Raw genomic sequence first — 20807 nt, 5'->3', positions numbered from 1 at the left:
CGATAACCCATCAAAGCCTTCCCGGATTGAACAGCTTATGCGTAATAACCAGCCCATCACCCAACGCGAACGAACCTTCCCGGCGCAGCAACGGCTGATCTCGACCACCGATGCGCGCGGCGTGATCACCTACTGCAACGACGCGTTCGTCGAGATCAGCGGTTTCTCCCATGAGGAACTGCTCAAGGCGCCGCACAATACCGTGCGCCATCCGGACGTCCCGTCGGCGGTTTTCGAACACATGTGGAGCACCCTCAAGCAGGGCCTGCCGTGGATGGGCATCGTCAAGAACCGCTGCAAGAATGGCGACCATTACTGGGTCAACGCCTATGTCACGCCGATCTTCGAAAGCAAACAGGTTGTGGGCTTCGAATCGGTGCGGGTCAAACCTACCGCCGAGCAGATCCGCCGCGCCGAAGCGCTGTATCAACGCCTCAACAGCGGCAAATCCGCCGTGCCGACCCGCGATACCTGGTTGCCAGTCCTGCAGGACTGGCTGCCGTTCATTTTGGTCAGCCAGCTGAGCTTCCTGATCGGCGTGTGGCTCAACTCCTACTGGGGCTTCGCCCTGGCTGCGGCCTTGTCCGTGCCGCTGGGCTTGCTGGGCCTGAGCTGGCAGCAGCGCGGCATCAAACGTCTGCTGCGCCTGGCCGAACAGACCACCTCCGATCCGTTGATCGCGCAAATGTACACCGACAGCCGTGGCCCGCAGGCGCGTCTGGAAATGTCCATTCTCAGTCAGGAAGCACGTCTGAAGACCTGTCTCACCCGCCTGCAGGACACCGCCGAACACCTGAATGCCCAGGCGCGGCAGTCCGACAGTCTGGCGCAGGCCAGCTCCAGCGGTCTGGAGCGTCAGCGCGTGGAAACCGAACAGGTCGCCACCGCTATCAACCAGATGGCCTCCACCACCCAGGAAGTCGCGAGCCACGTTCAACGCACCGCCGACGCCACCCAACAAGCCAACGAGCTGACCCGCCGTGGTCGTGACATCGCCAGCGAAACCCGCGAAGCCATTCAGCGCCTGTCGGCCTCGGTGGGCGAAACCGGGCTGACCGTCACCCAACTGGCCAAGGACAGCGATGAAATCGGTGGCGTGGTCGACGTCATCAAAGGCATCGCCGACCAGACCAACCTGTTAGCCCTGAACGCTGCCATCGAAGCCGCCCGCGCGGGCGAAATGGGTCGTGGTTTCGCGGTCGTGGCCGACGAAGTTCGCCAACTTGCGCAACGCACCACCGAATCCACCGGCCAGATCCACTCGCTGATCGCCAAGCTCCAAGCGACCGCCAACAATGCCGTGCAGACCATGAACACCGGTCGCCGTCAGGCGGAAGAAGGCGTAGAACAGGTCATGGAAGCCGACAAGGCACTGGTGGGCATCAGCGACGCGGTGGCCAACATTACCGACATGACCACCCAGATCGCCGCCGCCACCGAAGAGCAAAGCTCAGTCGCCGAAGAAGTCAGCCGCAACATCACCACCATCGCCCAACTGGCCGACCAGACGTCCGACGAAGCTCGCCGTTCCGCCACCCTCAGCGCCGAACTGACCAACACTGCCAACAGTCAGTACTCGCTGGTGGAACGCTTCAACCGCTGATAATCAAAACGTTTACCCCAAGCCCCGGCAGCGAACCTGCCGGGGCTTTTTTATTGCTCGGTGAAAAAGTAGGAAGTTTCTGAAGTTTTTTGTCTGATAGTTTTTTAAGGCTTTAAGGGGAATTGCAGGGTTGACAGAGAAGGGAGATCGCTATTAGTTGAAATTCAGATAGCGATAAATAAATAACACCGCGAGGGTGTTTTCGCTGATCTAAGCCACTTAATAAATTGAGCGCTCGTCCTGCAGAAGGATCCAGATGACTATGCTTTATGGAGAATGTTATGAGCGATATAAATGTGAAAAGACCTCTTCCTCTGTCCCTACCCATCGTTTCTATTGCATACCCCGACGGGTTATTGAAATCAGCGGACCTTAGCTCGCCAATTCCAGTGCTGGTCGAGATGTGGGAGGCCGCTGAACCGGGTTATTACTTCCAACTCACGCTGAATGGCGAATTAGTGGGGGACATAAGGGCATTCACTGAGACAGACAAAAACGGAGAGCTGTTCACGGTTTTTCTTAGCGAAGACCTGTTGGCCGAGCATGGAAACTATCGACTGGGATACATGGCGTCCAGCCCTTATTCAGATTCACATACGCCTTCGCCGGAAGTCACGCTGAAGGTTGACCGCTCGGCCCCCGGCGCCGCGCTGCTCGCGCCGATGATGTTACAGACCATGCAGTCGGCGAGCGTTTCACCGGACTGGTTCCAGGCTACGCTGGCATGGAATCGGGCGACATCATCCAGATCACATGCAACGGGACCGCCGGGCCTATCCACACCGTACAGCCCGACGAACTGACCATCCGCCCCATCGAGATTGTTTTTGAACGCGAAGCTCTGCAGAGCTTTGCAGCCCAAAACGTGGTCATCGACTACTCGGTTACCGACCGGGCGGGCAATCACTCGATCAAATCCCTACCAGTGACCTTATCACTCACTTTGTAACAGCATAATTTAGATATTCGTTCGAATATTTGAGGGATAGACCTCCATGCATATGCGTAGGGGTTTGCTTAAACAATGCTCAACAGGAATTATCTAGATTTATTTTTTCTGCGCTTATTTCCCCAAAACCTACAGCCACGTAGGAATGCTCCGGATTTCAAACACGGTTCACAACAGAGTATGCGGTACATATGTACTTACAGACCCTTCAGAACAGGCGAAACATGGAGAAATTCACATCACAGCATTTTCTTCAAGTGAAAAAAATTATTCCGCGAAGCTATGTAAACCTCTGCAAGTCGCTTGATTGACAGTGGCTTTCTGCGAATCGAACATATGCAACCGAGACGCTCGCTTCCTACAAATTAGGTTGTCGCCGTCTGATTTTTAAACACTGAAACAACTATCTGACCAAGGAGCTTCCATGGAAGACGAAATGGACATCCAGCCACCCGCCAATCCACAAGATAACCACTTGGATAACCATAAAAAATCAACGAAAGATCAGTTAATGGATGACAGTGAGAAGTTTGACGAATCAACACTGCGCAAGGCTTCAGTTCCGCATTACGAAGACCTGCATGCCACTCAACCTCCCGGAGCCACGGCGAACGAAACCGCCACCTTCTACACCGAGCACCTGCAGGGCGCCTTGGGCTTTCCCTGGGAGCTTGACCAGGAGGCAATGAAAGCCACGCCTACCCTCCCTGCACCCTTTCTTACCGGCGATAAGGATGGCGTCGTAACCGAGGAACAACTCATCACCGGTATATACATCAACATCCCTCGTTCGGCCAAAATCTGGGCCGGCGATCAACTGAAGATGCGCTGGGGCAACAGCACGTTCTATACCACTGTCGGTGAGGCCAATGGTCGCTCCGGGCCGCGCATGATCCAGTACCTCAACGCCGAGAAACTGGGCAGCTACAAAACCGGCGCGGTGGAGATTCGCTACGAAGTGGTGCGTCGTGCGCGTCTGGTCGGGGTTTCGGAAACCTTGCAGATCGTGCTGCGCAGCGACGGGAAAAACCATCCCAAGACCCTGCGCGGCCGAGCGATTCGGCGACGCAAGCTGCAGCAATAACACCGTCTGGCGCGTCCAGTACTCGGGACCACCTGGATACAAACCGCTAAACCTACAGCTGAAAAAAGCCCCGGCTGCATTGCCGCAGTCGGGGCTCATCGAACGACATGAAAGCGATCAAATGCCGAAGATCAGAACGCCAGGCGCAGACCCACGTTGGCCCCCCATGGCTGCTCGACATGCTTGCCCTTCATGTAATCGAAGTCGGCATGCACTTGCAGCCGCTCGGACAGCGACACCGACACACCAGCGCCCAGCTCGGCCCGCGAACCAAACAGATCGTTGTCGAAACGCTGGTCGTTGACCCTGACGTCATTGCTACGGGAGAACTCATGAGCCCCCGCCACACGCACATAAGGCTGCACCACGCCGCCATCGGCAAGGGTGAACTGACGCCCCAGCGTCGCTCCGACCTTGCCCAATATCGACTGAGTCTGGCTAGTCTTGGCCTGCAGGCCATTGTCCAGGGTGTAGCTGTCGCCACCGATCCACACGCTCGACAACTGCGCGAACGGCGCCACGAAGTAATCGTCAGGCAGCTTGATGTGCTTGCCGAATTCCACGGATCCACCGACCGCCATGTTGCTGTAGTCGCCCTTGGCCTTCTCGCCATCGCTCATCGCCACCTTCGACGCGTTGTGGAACTGGTTAACCTTCACCACACCGTCCAGGTAATAGCCGTCCTCCGACAACCAGGTGCCATAGGCACCGATGTAGTAACTGTCCACCTCGCCAGACGTGCCACGTCCCATGTCCAGATCGGACTTGCTGTAGCCGCCCATCAAGCCCACCAGCAATTGTCCGTCGCTGACAGGCACCGGCGCATCGGCGCCGAACGACAACCCGCGCTGCTTCTGCCGATAATCCAGCCCCGAGTCCAGCGACGCATTGAAGCGGCTGCCATAACTGCGCATCCAGCCGCCGCCCTGCTCCTGCCCCCGCACCTCGCCCATGCGACTGCGCAAGGTGCTCAGCTCGCTGTTCCAGATCGTCGGACCGACGTTGAACAGCGCCAAAGCGCTTTCAGTGGACGGACTGATGATTTTGCCTGAACCGACGATGAACCAGTCGGTGCCTTGTTGCTCCAGCTCATAGGAATAGGCGCCAAGATCGGCACGCGCGCCTCTGAGCCGGAACTGAGCGTCGCCGCCTTCGGTATGAACCACCCGCAACGCATCAAACTCCGATGGCACGGTTTCCTCGCCGGTATTGCGGATATTGAGCAGATGATTGCCTGAGGCCTCGCCTTCGACATTCAGCAGGTCGCCCGCAGCATTCGCCAAGTCTATACGCATATCGAACCGGCCCCGCCCCGACAGCTGCCCGAGGGTCAGGGTATGAAAGCCTTCTTCGGAAAACCCCACGCTGCCACCGTCAATGGCCAGCGACTTGACCTCGTTATCGGCCTGGAGCTGCCAGTGGCCGCTTGAGTCGATGATCAGCGAGTTGCCGTTGATGATGTTGCCGTCCAGGCGACCGTGATTGCGTAAAATCACGTTCAGCGTGCTGGTGTCGTCGGCTACGAAGTCGCCGTTCAGGGCACTGTCGTTGACCTCAACCTTGGCGGAGCTTTCCTGCTTTACATCGACCAGACGGCCGTTGCCAGCTTCAAGAATGGAATGGTTGGCGATCAGGATATCCGCCGTCGTTTTCTCGTTCTGGATTTCGGGGCTTCTGATCACCTCTATAGCTGACCCGACGCGGGCCGTGACCGTAGAGCGATCAATCTCGAGGATATTCTTTTCCGAGTAGTAGCCCTTCGTTCCATTGAAAATTCGGACACCGGTCTCGTCCCCTGTTACATGACTGGCATCACCTATGTGCGCGATGCCTCCAGCCAGCGATAACCCTCCGTTGCTCCCTAGCGCTCCTGGACCACTACCTTCCAGGCTGGATCGCGTGAGCCACAATTCGCCCCCCCCCGATACAAGCGCACCGAAGCCTTTACCCTGGAGCTGACTGTCCGCGACGTGTGCCGTCGATTGGGTAAGAGGATCCCGTTCATCCACCCCGAGGATCAACGCCTCATTGCCAGTACTGATGACCCTTGCAGCGGTAATAGTTGCCGTCCCTTTCGTCACGTCAACTCCATCCAGAACCTCCGCTCCATTGACGTTTAGTTCTGCCCCAAAGACTCGAACGTGCTCGACCACTCCACCGCTCTCGACAGTCAGCACACCTCCGTTTGTGACCTGATAGCTTGCCATGGGCATTGAGCTATCAACAGTGAGCGGTACGCCATTGACTATCACAACCCTTTTCTGAACACCGTGCACCTCCAATACCCCAGTACCGATTCCGTTTGTCATCCCTTCCGCCTGTTTTCCCTCCGCCTCGCCCGCCCATGTTAGTGGCGAAAAGACACTGACGGACAGTGCGAGCAAGCTGCGCTTGAACCCAATTGACGACACATTCCCGATAGACACCCGCAATCCTCCTGTGTGTGAGAACCGCAAGTTTGCGAACAAATATCGTCTTCTTTAAAAAAATAAAAAAAAATCAAAGTAGGAAGTTTCCCAAGACAATGGCGTTTTTTCCTACTCCAAAAAAGACAACTGCTCCATATTTCAAGGCCAAGTCCGAAAAACCCTGCAGAGCTTTTTTTGAGTTTTTTTCAAACGTCCTACATAAATTAAAAAGCTCCTACAAACGTGGATTCTTACCACATTGACCACGGAAGAATCTTGCGATTAGTTTATTCGCAGAACAGGGAAATCCTGCTCACTCAGCGACGCTCGAAACGATTTCCGTTTCGCGCTGTTGGAGAAGCACATCGAGAAGGACTTTTATGAACGACATGAGCCAAACCCCCACTATTCTGCGCACCGGTAGCGGTTGGGCGCCTATTCCAATGCAGGCACCCGATATCGCGGTCGCCTTTCATGATGAAGATAGTCTGGGATTACTGCCCGTATCCGCGCTGGATGAGCCAATTGTGGTTGATCTCAAAGTGTGGGAAGGCGCACAGCCCACCTACACTTATCAACTTATGTGGAATGGTCAGCTTTACGGAGCCATCAAAGAGATTCAAGCGACTGAAACACCTGGAGACCCGCTTACATTGGAACTGCCAGTGGTGCTGCAAACCGAAGGCATTCATAGCCTTGCCTTTGAGGCAACAAGCCCGATCACTGGCGCCACCGCAGTATCGGAAACTTCCAGAGTTGTGATTGATCGGACAGCACCCGGTAAGCCGCGACTGGCCGCCATCCAATTCCCTGTTGAAGTCATCAACGGACTAACACTCGCCGAACTGGAACACCTGGGCAATAAACTTACCGTCGAAGTTGCCGGTTATAACGGCATGACTAAACATGACTTAATTCAAACATACTGGGGCGATGTTGAAGGCCCTTTTGCCACAGTCGACGAATCCGACATGGGATTGAATAAGGTCATCTTCGACTTCTCCCGTGAATTTCTTGAGTCCATCGCCGCAGGCCCGAAACAGGTCAAATACAACGTTACCGACCGAGCGGGCAACGTTTCAGAATATTCACTGCCCACCGAGATCATCCTGCTGCTCGAGGAGATTCCGGAAGACTACCCGGCACCGGTGATAGACCCTACCGTAGGCGACTTGATCGACTTCATCGAAGCCCGGCCAGGGGTACAAGTAGATATTCCGCACTATCCGGGCGCCGCGGCTTTCGATCAGATTACGCTGTACTGGGGAGAAGACAGACCCATGTTCCCGGTCGAGTTGCCAGCAGGTGGTGAAAACGAAGCGATTGTGGTTTCTTTGCGAGTGCCCTATGAAACCATCGCTGCCAAACCGGTGGGCGAGGTAGCCGTCAGCTATAAGATTTCCCGGCAAAATCAACTGAATGGCTCTTCGCTGCCGACCACCATCGATGTCTACGTGACGCTGCCAGTTCCAGAACCGGCAACGCCTCCGGTTATTCAAGGAACCAGCGTAGAGAATCCGAACAAGGCTGACAACTTCATCGATGAAGACGACTATGAACTCAATAGTAATGCAATTGTGGAGTGGAGTGATGACTTCCGTCTCAATGACAATTTGAATCTGGTCTGGGGTGATCAAGAGCGCCTGCAATGGCATCAGATCAGCGAAACCGATATCGCTGCAAAACAAGACCTCATCATCCCGATTGCAAACTCTATCATGAAAGCGCAAGGAACAGGCGCCGAAATCCAAGTTCGCTATACAGTCAGCCGTCAAGGCAATCCTAATACTACATCTTCGCCGACACAGAAGGTAACGGTACGCTCAAGGGAGGAGTTACCTGGCGGCGAAGATGGTATTGAAGGGCCGGAATTCGAATTGACAGCTACTGGCTATCTTGCCGTGACAGTTGCCCCCGACGGAACAAGCGGATTTATCAAGCCGTATGTCAATATGGTTGAACATCAAAAACTGTTTTTCATATTTAAAGGTTTTTATGACAACGGCAATCCGATTGAGGCAGCTACGGTGACAGCAAGCCGAGAACTTTATGAGGAGGACCTTATCAACGGTTGCAGCTTTGCTGTTCCGTATAACAGTCTTCGTTCTATCTGCACCGGTTATTGCGAAGCCTACGTCCGAGTAGAACCTGCACCCGGAAGCAACCAAAGTGCTGTAACTTCAAAAGTAACTCGAATCCCTGTCGACATGCGTTTTCCGAACGAAAACTTCTGCAGCCTTCGCCCTTAAAACGATATAACGCGCAGGCAGGTGCGGCACTTGTCGCCCTGCCCTTTCCATGAAAACAGAGGACTCAAAGATGAATCCGAAGGACATTGCAACACCCAGGGAGCCCATTCCTCTGGATCTAGCAACTATTCCCGTCGCCCTCGAAGGAGGGCTGATTCCAATTGAACACCTGGAATCCCCCGTCGTGGTTAACTTTCCGGTATGGCCGGCCGCCGAGCCTAGATATACCTATCAACTGGTGTTCGATGGAGAGCGAGTGGGACCGGAGAAAGATATTCTGGAAACGGACAAACCCGGTGATGTACTCACCGTCGAAGTGCCTGTGGAACTGTTAACCGAAGGTGACCACGCGGTTTCCTATCGGATTTTTAGCCCGAATACCCAAGCAGAGGTGTTCTCCGACAGCACGCCCATGCGCATCGACCGCACCGCCCCCGGCACCCCCGATCTCGCCCCCATCATCTTCCCCTCCGACATTCAGGACGGCCTGACTTCAGACGAACTGGAAGCAATGAACAACATTCTGCCCGGTCGTATCGCCAGCTACAACGGCATGACTGAAGGGGATGTGGTTCGCACGTATTGGGGCGAGCTGGAAGGCCCGTTGGTGACAGTCGATGCCAACGACATGGGCTTGAACAGTGTGACGGTGAACTTCACCCGTGAATTGCTGGAGCAGGCGGATGGTGTGAGTTCGCAGGTGTATTACACCGTCACTGATCTGGCGGGTAACGTCTCGATGAAGTCCGAGGCGTTGTCGATCGATCTGCGGCTGTCGGTGCTTAATCCCCTGCCCCTGCCCACCATCAAGGAAGCCACCAACGACATCCTCGACCCGGCCAATGCCGCCAACGGCGCGACGGTGGTGATCGATGCGTCGGCGAATCTGCGCGAAGGCGAGAAGTTCGTGGTGCGTTGGGAGGGTCCAAAAGGCAGCGATGTCAAAGAACACGTGGTCACCGCCGAGCAGGCTGGCCAGGAGGTTTCTCTGACATTTGCGGCTGCCCTGGTGACGGTCAACGACGGTCAGACGGTGGAGGTTTCCTACAGTGTCATGCGGCGCAGCGGTGTGGTGCAGGATTCCGGGAAGGTGGCGTTGAAGGTTCTCAGCGCGGCCCTGGATCTGCCAGCGCCGACGGTGGACACGGTGGGGCCAGACGGGGTGTTGCGGCCTTCGTTGATCTCGGGCGCGGAGGCGGTTGCGCGCGCCAGTTATCGGGGTATGGCGGCGACTGATGTAGTGAAGGTGCGTTGGGCGGGCAAGACCACCTACGACGGTGAGGCGCAGACGGTGGGCGACAGCACTCACCTGAAGTTCGGCATTCCCCGGCAGTACATCGACGAGGCCGAGGGCGGTAACGCGACGGTGTCGTATTTCGTCACCCGTGAGGGGGTTGAAACGGAGTCGCACAAGCTGGAATTGACGGTTCGTGAGGGCATGGTGCTGGACACTTCGCCGGTGGCGTTGCCGGGCAAAGTCTATCTGTTACCCGCTTATCCCGACCTGCTGCCGGCGTTCCCCACCGGTACGACGGTCAAGCGCGCCGCTGTGGGCGGTCTCCCTCCTTACACCTACACCTCGAACGATCCCAAGGTAGCGCATGTGAACGAGGAGGGACTGACGTCGGTGCGGAGTAAGGGCAGCGCGACGATCACTGTCACCGATGCCTCCGGCGAAAGCAAAAGCTATACGGTGTCGGTGACCGGCGTCATCGAGTGTCATGGCGTGGGAGCCGGCAATCTGACCCAGGTATCGGCGGCTGCTTCCAGAATTGGCGGTCGCGTGCCGAGTATTCAGGAGCTGATCGAGATATTTAATACCTATGGCAATCGCTGGCCAATGGGCAATGGTAACTACTGGTCGTCCACGGTCGCGAAAAATATTTTGGGCGCCAAGTGGTACTACGTGAAAAATCTGAATACCGGGAAGGATTTCAAACTGCTTCACATCAATCCGAGCCTCTGTGTCGCCATACGCTGATACAGACGCTTTGAACAATCACCATCTGACTGACAGATTCGCGTCCCGAGGACATTGCGACTGCAAGGCGGTGTCCTCGGCACGTGGATTTTCTATGCATTCATCCAATCAAAAGAGAAGCCATGGAAAACATTACTCATCTGCCGTCCCCCGGCTTTCCTCGCGACTCCGGCCAAGGCCATTTCCACGCCCTGATCAACAACAAACCCTTTACTACCACTGATCTGCAGGGGCTCTTATGCCTGCGCTCCGAGCTGGTGGGTCAGCGCACGTGCAGAATCTGGAAGATCCAAGCCACGGGCAAAGTCGCGCATCGTCGAACGGTGTTCGGCTTCTTCATTGACCAATCGCTGGAGCCCGGGACTTACGATCTGGTGCGCAACGAGCGCCTGACTGCGGTTTATCACCTGACCCCCAAGCAGCAGGCGCAGGTCTATCACTCGCGGGATTTTCAGCACGGCAGCGTGACGTTGATCGAGTGCAACGCTGAAACCGGCCGGCTGCGCGGAACGTTCGAGTTTTCGATGTCGGCGATCGATTTCACCGTATCTCATGGGGAATTCGATCTGCGCTGTAGCCCCGGAAAAGACCTCGCCGCCTCAGCCCGCTAGTCGTTTGGCGATCTGTTCGGCCGCATCCTGCAGACAAGCCTGGTAACTGACGCCCGCCGCCTTCAATGGCTTGAGGTCATGGTTGGCGGTGGGTAACCAGTGAACGAGGATCTGGCGTGAGAGTGTGTAGCCTTCGACGGCTTCGCGGTTGCCCAGCGCGTCGCGTTCGCCTTGAATGATCAGGGTCGGCGTCAGCAAATCGGCCAGGTGCGCGACTCTCGGTTTTTCCGGTTTGCCCACGGCGTAGAACGGGTAGCCCAGACAAATCAGCGCGTCGGGTTGCAGCTCGTCGGCGAGCAGGCTGGCCATGCGCCCGCCCATGGATTTGCCACCGATCGCCAGGCGACCCCGGATATTCAGGCGTATCTCTGCGTAGACCTCGCGCCAGCATTCGAGCAACTGCGGCTGAGGATTTGGTGGGCGTTTGCCGCCGTCGATCCGGCGCTGGGCCATGTAAGGAAATTCGAAACGCAATACGCCGACGCCCAAAGCAGCGAGACGTTCGGCGATGTCATTCATGAACTCACTGTCCATCGGCGCCCCCGCACCATGGGCGAGAATCAGCGTCGCAGGCGTGCCGTGATCGGCAGGCGCGGCTGCGCTCCACAACCACCCGTGGGTTTGTGCAAGGTGCGCACAGCGATCGGCGTCGGTGCTTGTTGGGTGTTCTTTGCTCATGCTTGTCTCGATCTGTCCTGCCCGTGAAGGTGACGCGCAAATGTGCCCATTATGCCGCGCCGGTCCCGGCGCCGGGCGCAGATCTGCTGCAAGGCCCGGCACCCGAGGAAATTCTCCGTCATACGGCCGCCGGGACCGGTGACATGAAGATCCTCACTCGAGACAGCCGCGGTTCAGTTCCGGGTACTTACCCTGCCAGCACACTTCGGCAGAAAAGCAACGTCAGCATGAGCGCCCCAAACCACACGTAACCGGGCCGGTTCATTGACGAAACAGCTCCTCCTGTCCGGTGCCGGTCGATCAACCGTGACGATCTCCGGCCTTGTCTGTCAGCTCGGGCCAAATTTTTGGGCAGTAAAAGTGCAATTGTCATCGGCTTTTGTATACAACTTTCGATGTCGAAACGCTCGATCAATACGCATGGAATGCAGGGAGGGAAACGTTTCAGCGAGCATCGAAAACGGGTAAATGCCGCGTCCCGCAAAGGGCGCGGCAACCTGCCCTCTTCACGTGGCGAAGTGTCGCAGCGTGCGTTCTTACGGCTTCCATCGCCGAGCAAACCCGTCTAAGCTACGTCCCACAGTGGTCCGGCAGCAGCTGGCCACAGGCTCAGTGAAAGGATTGTGCACGACCCCGCAACCCTCTTGCAGACAGACAGCGCAGCCATGTCCGTCACCCGCAGGGTTGTATCCAATTTTTCTCCACTCACGCGCGCTGCCTCACCGCCTGTTCCCCCGCCCCCTTCGGCCCACTTGGGCAGATCGCCTCGGCGCACCTTCGCGCAGGCATCTGCTGGAGCACCACAGCAGTCGATCAGTTGGCCCCGACACACGCTCCGGCGCGGCAAAAGGTCTACGCTTAAATCGATGTTGCGGCCATTACCACACTAATAAAATACCCAAACCGTGGAACCTTAGAATGAGCACTGCAATCACTCCGACTGCTTATAACTATAAGGTAGTCCGCCAGTTCGCCATCATGACGGTGGTCTGGGGGATCCTTGGCATGGGGCTCGGTGTTTTCATCGCCTCACAGCTCGTGTGGCCTGATCTGAACTTCGGTCTTGAGTGGACCACGTTCGGACGCTTGCGCCCTTTGCACACCAACCTTGTGATCTTCGCCTTCGGCGGCTGCGCGCTGTTCGGCACCTCCTATTACGTCGTGCAGCGAACCTGTCAGACGCGACTGATCTCCGATGGCATGGCCGCGTTCCACTTCTGGGGCTGGCAAGCAGTAATCATCGGCGCGATCGTGACCCTACCGATGGGCTACACCACCACTAAGGAATACGCCGAACTCGAATGGCCGATCGCGATTCTGCTGGCCATCGTCTGGATCACTTACGCAGCGGTGTTCTTCGGCACCATCGTCAAGCGCAAGACCAAGCACATCTATGTCGGCAACTGGTTCTACGGTGCCTTCATCGTGGTCACCGCCATGCTGCACATCGTCAATCACATGTCGCTGCCGGTGAGCCTGTTCAAATCCTATTCGGCCTATTCGGGCGCCACCGACGCGATGATCCAGTGGTGGTACGGGCACAACGCCGTAGGCTTTTTCCTGACCACGGGTTTCCTCGGGATGATGTACTACTTCGTGCCGAAACAGGCCGAGCGCCCGATCTATTCGTATCGTCTTTCCATCGTCCACTTCTGGGCCTTGATCACCCTGTATATCTGGGCCGGCCCGCACCACTTGCACTACACCGCCCTGCCCGACTGGGCACAGTCGCTGGGCATGGTGATGTCGATCATCCTGTTGGCTCCCAGCTGGGGCGGCATGATCAACGGCATGATGACCCTCTCCGGCGCCTGGCATAAGTTGCGCACTGACCCGATCTTGCGCTTTTTGGTGGTCTCCCTGGCGTTTTACGGTATGTCGACGTTCGAGGGGCCGATGATGGCGATCAAGACCGTCAACTCGCTCTCGCACTATACCGACTGGACCATCGGCCACGTTCATGCGGGCGCCCTGGGATGGGTGGCAATGATTTCCATCGGCTCGGTCTACCACATGATTCCGCGTCTCTACGGCCGGCCACAGATGCACAGCATCGGTCTGATCAATACGCACTTCTGGCTCGCGACCATCGGCACCGTGCTGTACATCGCCTCGATGTGGGTCAACGGCATCACGCAGGGCCTGATGTGGCGTGCGATCAATGACGACGGCACCCTCACCTATTCCTTCGTCGAGGCGCTGCAGGCCAGCCATCCGGGCTATATCGTGCGTGCCGTGGGGGGTGCCTTCTTCGCCAGCGGCATGTTGTTCATGGCCTACAACGTGTTCCGCACCGTGCGTGCATCGAACGCCGAAGAAGCCGACGCTGCCACCCAGATCGCTGTCGTGGGAGCCCACTGATGATCAGACACGAAGCACTCGAAAAGAACATCGGGCTATTGGCGCTATTCATGGTCATCGCGGTCGCGGTGGGCGGCCTGACACAGATCGTCCCGCTGTTTTTTCAGGACGTCACCACCAAGCCGGTCGAAGGCATGAAGCCGCGCCCTGCTCTGGAAGTCGAAGGCCGCGATGTGTTCATCGCCAACGGTTGCGTCGGCTGTCACTCGCAGATGATCCGGCCGTTCCGCGCCGAAACCGAACGCTATGGCCATTATTCCGTGGCGGGCGAAAGCGTCTGGGATCACCCGTTCCTGTGGGGCTCCAAGCGCACCGGGCCGGACCTGGCCCGCGTCGGCGGCCGCTACTCGGATGATTGGCACCGCGCGCACCTGTATAACCCGCGCAACGTAGTACCGGAGTCGATCATGCCGGCCTATCCGTTCCTGGTGGAGCACAAGCTCGACGGCAAGTTGACCGGTCGCAAACTGGAAGTCCTGCGTAGCCTTGGCGTGCCGTATACCGATGCAGACATCGCCGGTGCCGCAGATGCCGTGAAGGGCAAGACCGAGATGGACGCGCTGGTGGCCTACCTGCAGGGCCTGGGCACCCTCATCAAGAGCAAACGGTGATCGCTATGGATATCGGAATGATTCGAGGCCTGGGCACCGTGGTCGTGATGGTGGCCTTCATCGGTCTGGCGCTCTGGGTTTTCAGCCCGCGGCGCAAAGCCGAATTCGACGATGCGACCCTGCTGCCGTTTGCCGATGACCCCGAGGCCATCAAGCACCTCGAGCAAGAAAAAGCCTCCAGGAGCCACAAAGAATGACTACGTTTTGGAGCCTGTACGTCACCGTACTGTCGTTGGGCACGATCTTTTGCCTGACCTGGCTGCTGCTGGCGACCCGCAAGGGCCAGCGCGCCGATACCACCGACGAGACCGTCGGCCATTCCTTCGATGGCATCGAGGAATACGACAACCCGCTGCCCAAGTGGTGGTTCATGCTGTTCATCGGCACCATCATCTTTGCCTTGGGCTACTTGGCGCTTTATCCAGGGCTGGGCAACTGGACGGGCCTGCTGCCGGGTTACGACTACGCCGACAACGACAAGAAAATCGCCTTCTCCGATGGCAAGCAAGGCTGGACCGGCGTGCACGAATGGGAAAAGGAAATGGCCCGTTCCGATGCGCGCTTCGGTCCGATCTTCGCCAAGTTCGCCGCCATGCCGATCGAGGAAGTCGCCCAGGACCCACAAGCCTTGAAAATGGGCGGTCGGCTGTTTGCCTCCAATTGCTCGGTCTGCCACGGCTCCGACGCCAAAGGCGCCTACGGCTTCCCCAACCTGACCGACACCGATTGGCGCTGGGGCGGCGAGCCGCAGACCATCAAGACCACCATCATGGGTGGACGTCACGCGGTAATGCCTGCCTGGGGTGAAGTGGTCGGCGATCAAGGCGTGCGTGACGTTTCGGCCTATGTCTTGACCCAACTGGACGGCCGCAAATTGCCGGAAGATGCCAAGGCCGACCCTGCTGCCGGGCAGAAAATCTTTGCCGCCAACTGCGTCGCCTGCCACGGCCCCGAAGGCAAAGGAACCCCCGCCATGGGCGCTCCCGACCTGACCCACCCCGGCGCGTTCATCTACGGCTCCAGTTTCGCCCAACTGCAACAGACCATTCGCTACGGCCGCCAGGGGCAGATGCCAGCGCAGGAATTTTTGCAGGGGAACGACAAGGTGCATTTGCTGGCGGCGTATGTGTATAGCTTGTCTCATGGGGAAAAGCAGACGGAGGGACAGGAATAGAACGGTAGCGACATCCTCACAGCTTTTTGATTCTGCCCGGAGGGCGATATCGGACGCGATCCGACGCTTTTGATTCTGCCCGGAGGGCGTAGGAGCTTGGCTTGCCAGCGATCGGCTGCGAAGCAGTCGTAAACCCTGACACTTCGTCGGTGTCAGGCATGCCGCATTCGCCGGATTTGCTGCCGCTTCGCGCCAGATCGCGAGCAAGCTTGCTCCTACGGCCTCCGGCCAGAGTCAAAAGCCATCAAGCTTTTGCGTCTACCTGGAGGGCAATATCGGACGCGATCTGTACGGCCTCCGACCAGAATCAAAAGCCATCAAGCTTTTGCGTCTACCCGGAAGGCAATATCGGACGCCATATGTACGGCCTCCGGCCAGAATCAAAAGCCATTCGGGGTCTAAGGCACTGCAACGAGGCGACCCGATGCCACACCCCTCGACTAAAATCACAGGGGGTAAGATGCGCGGCTTTACACCACACACGACCCCCGACCGGCACGCACTGGCCGGAGCAACTTTCCCCTGCCGTGGGATGTTTTCGATGAGTAACCAGATTCCGGTACACAACGTCACGCCGCCTGCCAGGAAGGACGGTGACAGCGTTGACCTCTACGCATCCCGGGAGAAGATCTACACCCGGGCGTTCACCGGTGTGTTTCGCAACCTGCGAATCGGCGGCGGGATTGTGCTGTTTCTGCTGTATTTCGGCACCGTTTGGCTCAACTGGGGCGGGCATCAGGCGGTCTGGTGGAACCTGCCGGAGCGCAAGTTCTACATCTTCGGCGCGACCTTCTGGCCCCAGGATTTCATCCTGTTGTCCGGCATTCTGATCGTCAGTGCGTTCGGACTGTTTTTCATCACCGTTTTCGCCGGCCGCGTGTGGTGTGGCTATACCTGCCCGCAGAGTGTCTGGACGTGGATTTTCATGTGGTGCGAAAAGGTCACCGAGGGCGACCGCAATCAACGCATGAAGCTGGACAAAGCGCCGATGACCGCCAGCAAATTCGGACGCAAACTCGCCAAACATAGCCTTTGGCTGTTGATCGGCCTGATCACGGGTCTGACCTTCGTTGGCTACTTCTCCCCCATACGCGAATTGACCCTGCAATTCTTCACCGGCCAGGCGGATGGCTGGTCGTACTTCTGGGTTGGCTTCTTCACCCTCGCGACCTATGGCAACGCGGGCTGGTTGCGCGAGCAGGTGTGTATTTACATGTGCCCGTACGCGCGGTTTCAAAGCGTGATGTTCGATAAGGACACGCTGATCGTTTCCTACGACCCACGTCGCGGCGAGAAGCGTGGCCCGCGTAAAAAAGATCTGGACTACAAAGCTCAAGGATTGGGTGACTGCATCGATTGCACCATGTGCGTCCAGGTCTGCCCAACCGGCATCGACATCCGTGACGGCCTGCAGATCGAGTGCATCGGCTGCGCGGCCTGCATCGATGCCTGCGACACCATCATGGACAAGATGAGCTACCCTCGCGGTCTGATCAGCTACACCACCGAACACAACCTTTCCGGTCAGGTCACGCACAAATTGCGGCCGCGCCTGATCGGCTATGCGGTGGTACTGCTGGTGATGATCGGCGTGTTGAGCGGGGCGTTTTTCATGCGTTCGCTGGTGGGCTTCGACGTCAGCAAGGATCGCATGCTGTATCGCGAAAACGCCGAGGGCCGGATCGAGAATGTCTACAGCCTGAAAGTGATGAACAAGGATCAGGTCGACCACACTTATGTCCTCGACGCCACCGGTTTGCCGGACCTGAAACTGCAAGGCCGACGCGAGATCAAGGTGCCCGCCGGCGAGATCTTCACCCTGCCGGTGGAGCTGTCGGTTGCCCCCGAGCAGCTGCCTTCGAGCACCAACGAGATTCGCTTCATCCTCAAGGACATCGAAAACAGCGATACCGAAGTACAAGCCAAGAGCCGATTCATCGGCCCACACGTTCGTTGAGAGAAGTCAGCCATGACCGTAGCAACTGCTTCAAGCCCCTGGTACAGGCATCTCTGGCCATGGATCATCATCGGTATTCTGACCTGCTCGGTTGCCCTGACGCTGTCGATGGTGACCATCGCCGTGACTCACCCCGATAATCTGGTCAGTGACAATTACTACGAGGCCGGTAAGGGCATCAACCGCTCGCTGGAGCGCGAACTGCTCGCGCAAGCCCTGAAACTGCGCGCCAGCGTCAGCCTGGACGACGTCACCGGTGAAGCGAACCTGCGCCTGGCCGGCAACAGCCAGCCGGAAACCCTGGTGCTGAACCTGATCTCACCGACCCAGCCGGAAAAAGACCGCAAGATCGTCCTGGCTCGCAGCCCCGCACAACCAGGGCGCTACGTTGGACAGATGAGCGACCGGGTCGAAGGTCGCCGGTTCGTCGAATTGCTCGGCGTGGAAAACAGCCAGACCTGGCGCCTGTTCGAAGAAGAGTCCATCTCCCGCGGCAAGGATCTGATCCTGGGCGACGAGCCGATTCAGGGCGCGGAAGAGACTAAAAAGTGAAAGTGATGAATGAGCGCTTCCATCCTCAGCGTGGTAGCGCGGACCATGACGCTCAGCGTCAACCCATCGCGAACGCGCGGCGTCCGTCGAGGCATTCCCATGCGCAGCCTGGGAACGATCCGTGGGCATAACCATCCCTTGTTACCACTGCGCCCTGCCCGTCCCGCGTGGCGGTCGCTACGGCGCTGTCGTGCTCGGTGAAATGCGCGAATTCTGCTGCCCCGGTTGCCAGGCGGTGTCGCAGGCGATTGTCGACGCAGGGCTGGAAAGCTACTACAGCCATCGCAGCGAATCCTCGACCAATCCTCGGGCATTGCCCGCGCAGTTGGCGGACGAACAGGCGCTTTACGATCGCCCGGATGTACAGGCCCCGTTCGTGCGCCACGAGGACAATCTGGCCGAAACCACGCTGCTGATCGAAGGCATCAGTTGCGCGGCATGCGGCTGGTTGATCGAACGACATTTGCGCACTTTGCCTGCCATTGCCGAAGCCCGCCTGAACCTCTCCAACCATCGCCTGCAACTGCGCTGGAACGATGCAGAACTGCCGCTCAGTCAAGTATTGAGGGAGGTGCGCAATATCGGCTACGCCGCACACCCTTATCAAGCCGATCAGGCTACCGAGCAACTGGCGCGAGAAAACCGCCGTAGCCTGCGCCAACTGGGCGTCGCGGGATTGCTGTGGTTCCAGGCGATGATGGCGACCATGGCAACCTGGCCGGAATTCAACATTGATCTGAGCCCGGAAATGCACACCATCCTGCGCTGGGTGGCGATGTTTCTGACGACCCCAATCGTGTTTTACAGCTGCGTGCCGTTCTTCAAAGGCGCCGTTCGTGATCTGCGCACCCGCCATCTGACCATGGACCTTTCGGTGTCGCTGGCCATCGGCATGGCCTATCTGGCGGGCATCTGGACGGCGGTGACCGGTATCGGCGAGCTGTATTTCGACGCGGTAGGCATGTTTGCGTTGTTTCTGCTGACCGGACGTTATCTGGAACGTCGCGCCCGCGAGCGCACCGCAGCTGCCACGGCGCAGTTGGTCAATCTGTTACCGGCGTCCTGCCTGCGTCTGGATGAACACGGGCAGAGCGAGCGCATTCTGCTCAGCGAACTACGGGTGAACGATCGGGTGTTGGTGCACCCCGGCGCGGTGCTGCCAGCAGATGGCCGCATCGTGGTCGGTCGGTCGAGTATCGATGAATCGCTGCTGACCGGGGAGTACCTGCCCCAGCCTCGCAGCCCTGGCGATGCGGTCACAGCCGGTACGCTGAATGTCGAAAGCGCGCTGACCGTGAAGGTCCTCGCCCTTGGTCACGACACTCGGCTTTCGGCCATCGTCAGGCTGCTCGAACGGGCGCAATCGGAAAAGCCGCGAGTGGCGCAAATCGCTGATAGCGCAGCGCAATGGTTCTTGCTGATTTCGCTGATTTTCGCGGCCGGTATCGGGCTATTGTGGTGGCAACTGGACCCCCATCGGGCTTTCTGGATCGTGCTGGCGATGCTGGTAGCCACCTGCCCTTGCGCGCTGTCGCTGGCGACCCCGACGGCGCTGACCACAGCGACCGGCACCCTGCACAAGCTCGGCCTGCTGCTGACCCGAGGCCATGTGCTCGAAGGGTTGAATCAGATCGACACCGTGATCGTCGACAAGACCGGCACTCTCACGGAAGGCCGCCTGACGCTTCGGGCCATTCGCAGTCTGGGCTCGCTCGGCAGCGACGAATGCCTGTGTCTGGCAGCGGCGCTGGAAAGCCATTCCGAGCATCCCATCGCCCGCGCATTCGGCAGTACGCCGTTGAACGCTGAGGAGGTGATCAGCACGCCAGGGTTGGGTCTGCAAGGTCGCGTTGGCGGCCGCTCATTGCGGATCGGCCAACCGGCGTTCGTCTGCGCCTTGAGCAACTGCCCGATACCAGCCATGCCGAACGAGCCGGGTCAGTGGCTGCTTCTGGGCGATGAACGGCAGGCGCTGGCGTGGCTGGTGCTCGATGATCGTGTGCGCGACGATGCCGCGTCGTTGATCGAGGCGTGTAGGCAACGAGGATGGAGAACCTTGCTGCTATCGGGCGACAGTTCGCCGATGGTTGCCAATGTCGCCGCGCAGCTGGGAATCGACGAGGCGCGCGGGAGCCTGCAGCCGGACGAGAAGTTGAGGATCCTCCAACAATTGCGGGCGCAAGGGCACAAGGTGTTGATGCTGGGTGACGGGGTGAATGATGTGCCAGTGCTGGCAGCGGCTGATATCAGCGTGGCCATGGGTTCGGCTACCGATCTGGCCAAGACCAGCGCCGACGCGGTATTGCTGTCCAACCGCTTGCAGGCGCTGGTACAGGCATTCGAACTGGCCCGGCGCACGCGGCGCATCATCATCGAGAATCTGTTGTGGGCCGGGCTGTACAATGGCCTCATGCTGCCCTTCGCCGCCCTGGGCTGGATCACTCCGCTGTGGGCGGCGGCGGGCATGTCGGTCAGTTCGCTGATCGTGGTGCTCAACGCACTGCGTCTGACTCGGGTGAGGCCTGACCAAGACGCACCCGCCCGGCTTGGCCTTCAGCGGCCACTGCCCGCGTAACGCATTCCGGAGGC

15 protein-coding genes are annotated in these 20807 nt (G+C 58.2%); 13 read left to right on the top strand and 2 right to left on the bottom strand.

Annotated features, from left to right (window positions below):
• The first annotated feature begins 37 nt into the window (after positions 1–37).
• The 3 genes from ACRER8_RS15480 to ACRER8_RS15470 all read left to right on the top strand — a co-directional run bounded on the left by ACRER8_RS15480 (position 38) and on the right by ACRER8_RS15470 (position 3636).
• On the top strand, positions 38–1603 hold the full coding sequence (locus ACRER8_RS15480; protein ID WP_431747112.1) for a methyl-accepting chemotaxis protein: 1566 nt from the start codon (positions 38–40) through the stop codon (positions 1601–1603).
• A gap of 281 nt (positions 1604–1884) precedes the next feature.
• On the top strand, positions 1885–2406 hold the full coding sequence (locus ACRER8_RS15475) for a hypothetical protein (RefSeq protein ID WP_431747111.1): 522 nt from the start codon (positions 1885–1887) through the stop codon (positions 2404–2406).
• Between the two features lie 570 nt (positions 2407–2976).
• Positions 2977–3636 (top strand): hypothetical protein, encoded by a 660-nt coding sequence (locus tag ACRER8_RS15470; RefSeq protein WP_431747110.1) that lies wholly within the window; start codon positions 2977–2979, stop codon positions 3634–3636.
• Between the two features lie 131 nt (positions 3637–3767).
• Here the strand turns inward: ACRER8_RS15470 and ACRER8_RS15465 are convergent, their stop codons facing one another.
• Positions 3768–5318 (bottom strand): autotransporter outer membrane beta-barrel domain-containing protein, encoded by a 1551-nt coding sequence (locus ACRER8_RS15465; protein WP_431747109.1) that lies wholly within the window; start codon positions 5316–5318, stop codon positions 3768–3770.
• Between the two features lie 1106 nt (positions 5319–6424).
• Between ACRER8_RS15465 and ACRER8_RS15460 the strand changes: the two genes are divergently transcribed.
• The 3 genes from ACRER8_RS15460 to ACRER8_RS15450 all read left to right on the top strand — a co-directional run bounded on the left by ACRER8_RS15460 (position 6425) and on the right by ACRER8_RS15450 (position 10885).
• Positions 6425–8293 carry a hypothetical protein gene (locus ACRER8_RS15460; protein ID WP_431747108.1) on the top strand — a complete coding sequence of 623 codons (1869 nt, stop codon included), beginning with the start codon at positions 6425–6427 and terminating at the stop codon, positions 8291–8293.
• A gap of 70 nt (positions 8294–8363) precedes the next feature.
• Positions 8364–10274, top strand: a complete 1911-nt coding sequence (locus ACRER8_RS15455) for an Ig-like domain-containing protein (RefSeq protein ID WP_431747107.1) — start codon at positions 8364–8366, stop codon at positions 10272–10274.
• A 122-nt stretch (positions 10275–10396) separates the two neighbouring features.
• Positions 10397–10885, top strand: coding sequence for a hypothetical protein (locus ACRER8_RS15450; protein WP_431747106.1), 489 nt, complete (start codon positions 10397–10399; stop codon positions 10883–10885).
• Here ACRER8_RS15450 and ACRER8_RS15445 read toward each other — a convergent pair.
• A complete protein-coding gene (locus ACRER8_RS15445) occupies positions 10874–11563 on the bottom strand; it encodes an alpha/beta family hydrolase (protein WP_431747105.1) in 690 nt (229 codons plus the stop codon). The genes ACRER8_RS15450 and ACRER8_RS15445 overlap by 12 nt on opposite strands.
• Positions 11564–12481: 918 nt before the next feature.
• Here ACRER8_RS15445 and ccoN point away from each other — a divergent pair.
• From ccoN to ACRER8_RS15410, 7 genes are all read left to right on the top strand, one after another.
• Positions 12482–13924 (top strand): cytochrome-c oxidase, cbb3-type subunit I, encoded by a 1443-nt coding sequence (gene ccoN, locus ACRER8_RS15440; protein WP_110947157.1) that lies wholly within the window; start codon positions 12482–12484, stop codon positions 13922–13924.
• Complete coding sequence (gene ccoO / locus ACRER8_RS15435; RefSeq protein ID WP_431747104.1) at positions 13924–14535, top strand: cytochrome-c oxidase, cbb3-type subunit II; 612 nt, start codon at positions 13924–13926, stop codon at positions 14533–14535. The genes ccoN and ccoO overlap by 1 nt, the downstream gene beginning before the upstream one ends.
• Positions 14536–14540: 5 nt before the next feature.
• Positions 14541–14732 carry a cbb3-type cytochrome oxidase subunit 3 gene (locus ACRER8_RS15430; RefSeq protein ID WP_431747103.1) on the top strand — a complete coding sequence of 64 codons (192 nt, stop codon included), beginning with the start codon at positions 14541–14543 and terminating at the stop codon, positions 14730–14732.
• Entirely contained in the window at positions 14729–15709 is a 981-nt protein-coding gene (ccoP, locus tag ACRER8_RS15425; protein WP_431747102.1) for a cytochrome-c oxidase, cbb3-type subunit III, read from the top strand. Before ACRER8_RS15430 ends, ccoP begins: the two co-directional genes overlap by 4 nt.
• A 541-nt stretch (positions 15710–16250) precedes the next feature.
• Complete coding sequence (ccoG, locus tag ACRER8_RS15420; RefSeq protein ID WP_431747101.1) at positions 16251–17666, top strand: cytochrome c oxidase accessory protein CcoG; 1416 nt, start codon at positions 16251–16253, stop codon at positions 17664–17666.
• A gap of 12 nt (positions 17667–17678) precedes the next feature.
• On the top strand, positions 17679–18218 hold the full coding sequence (locus ACRER8_RS15415) for a FixH family protein (protein ID WP_431747100.1): 540 nt from the start codon (positions 17679–17681) through the stop codon (positions 18216–18218).
• A 121-nt stretch (positions 18219–18339) separates the two neighbouring features.
• Positions 18340–20793, top strand: a complete 2454-nt coding sequence (locus tag ACRER8_RS15410) for a heavy metal translocating P-type ATPase (RefSeq protein ID WP_431747099.1) — start codon at positions 18340–18342, stop codon at positions 20791–20793.
• Positions 20794–20807: the final 14 nt, after the last annotated feature.

It is taken from the genome of Pseudomonas sp., assembly GCF_050739935.1.
Classification (GTDB): domain Bacteria; phylum Pseudomonadota; class Gammaproteobacteria; order Pseudomonadales; family Pseudomonadaceae; genus Aquipseudomonas.
This window is presented reverse-complemented; position numbering and strand designations above follow the sequence as displayed.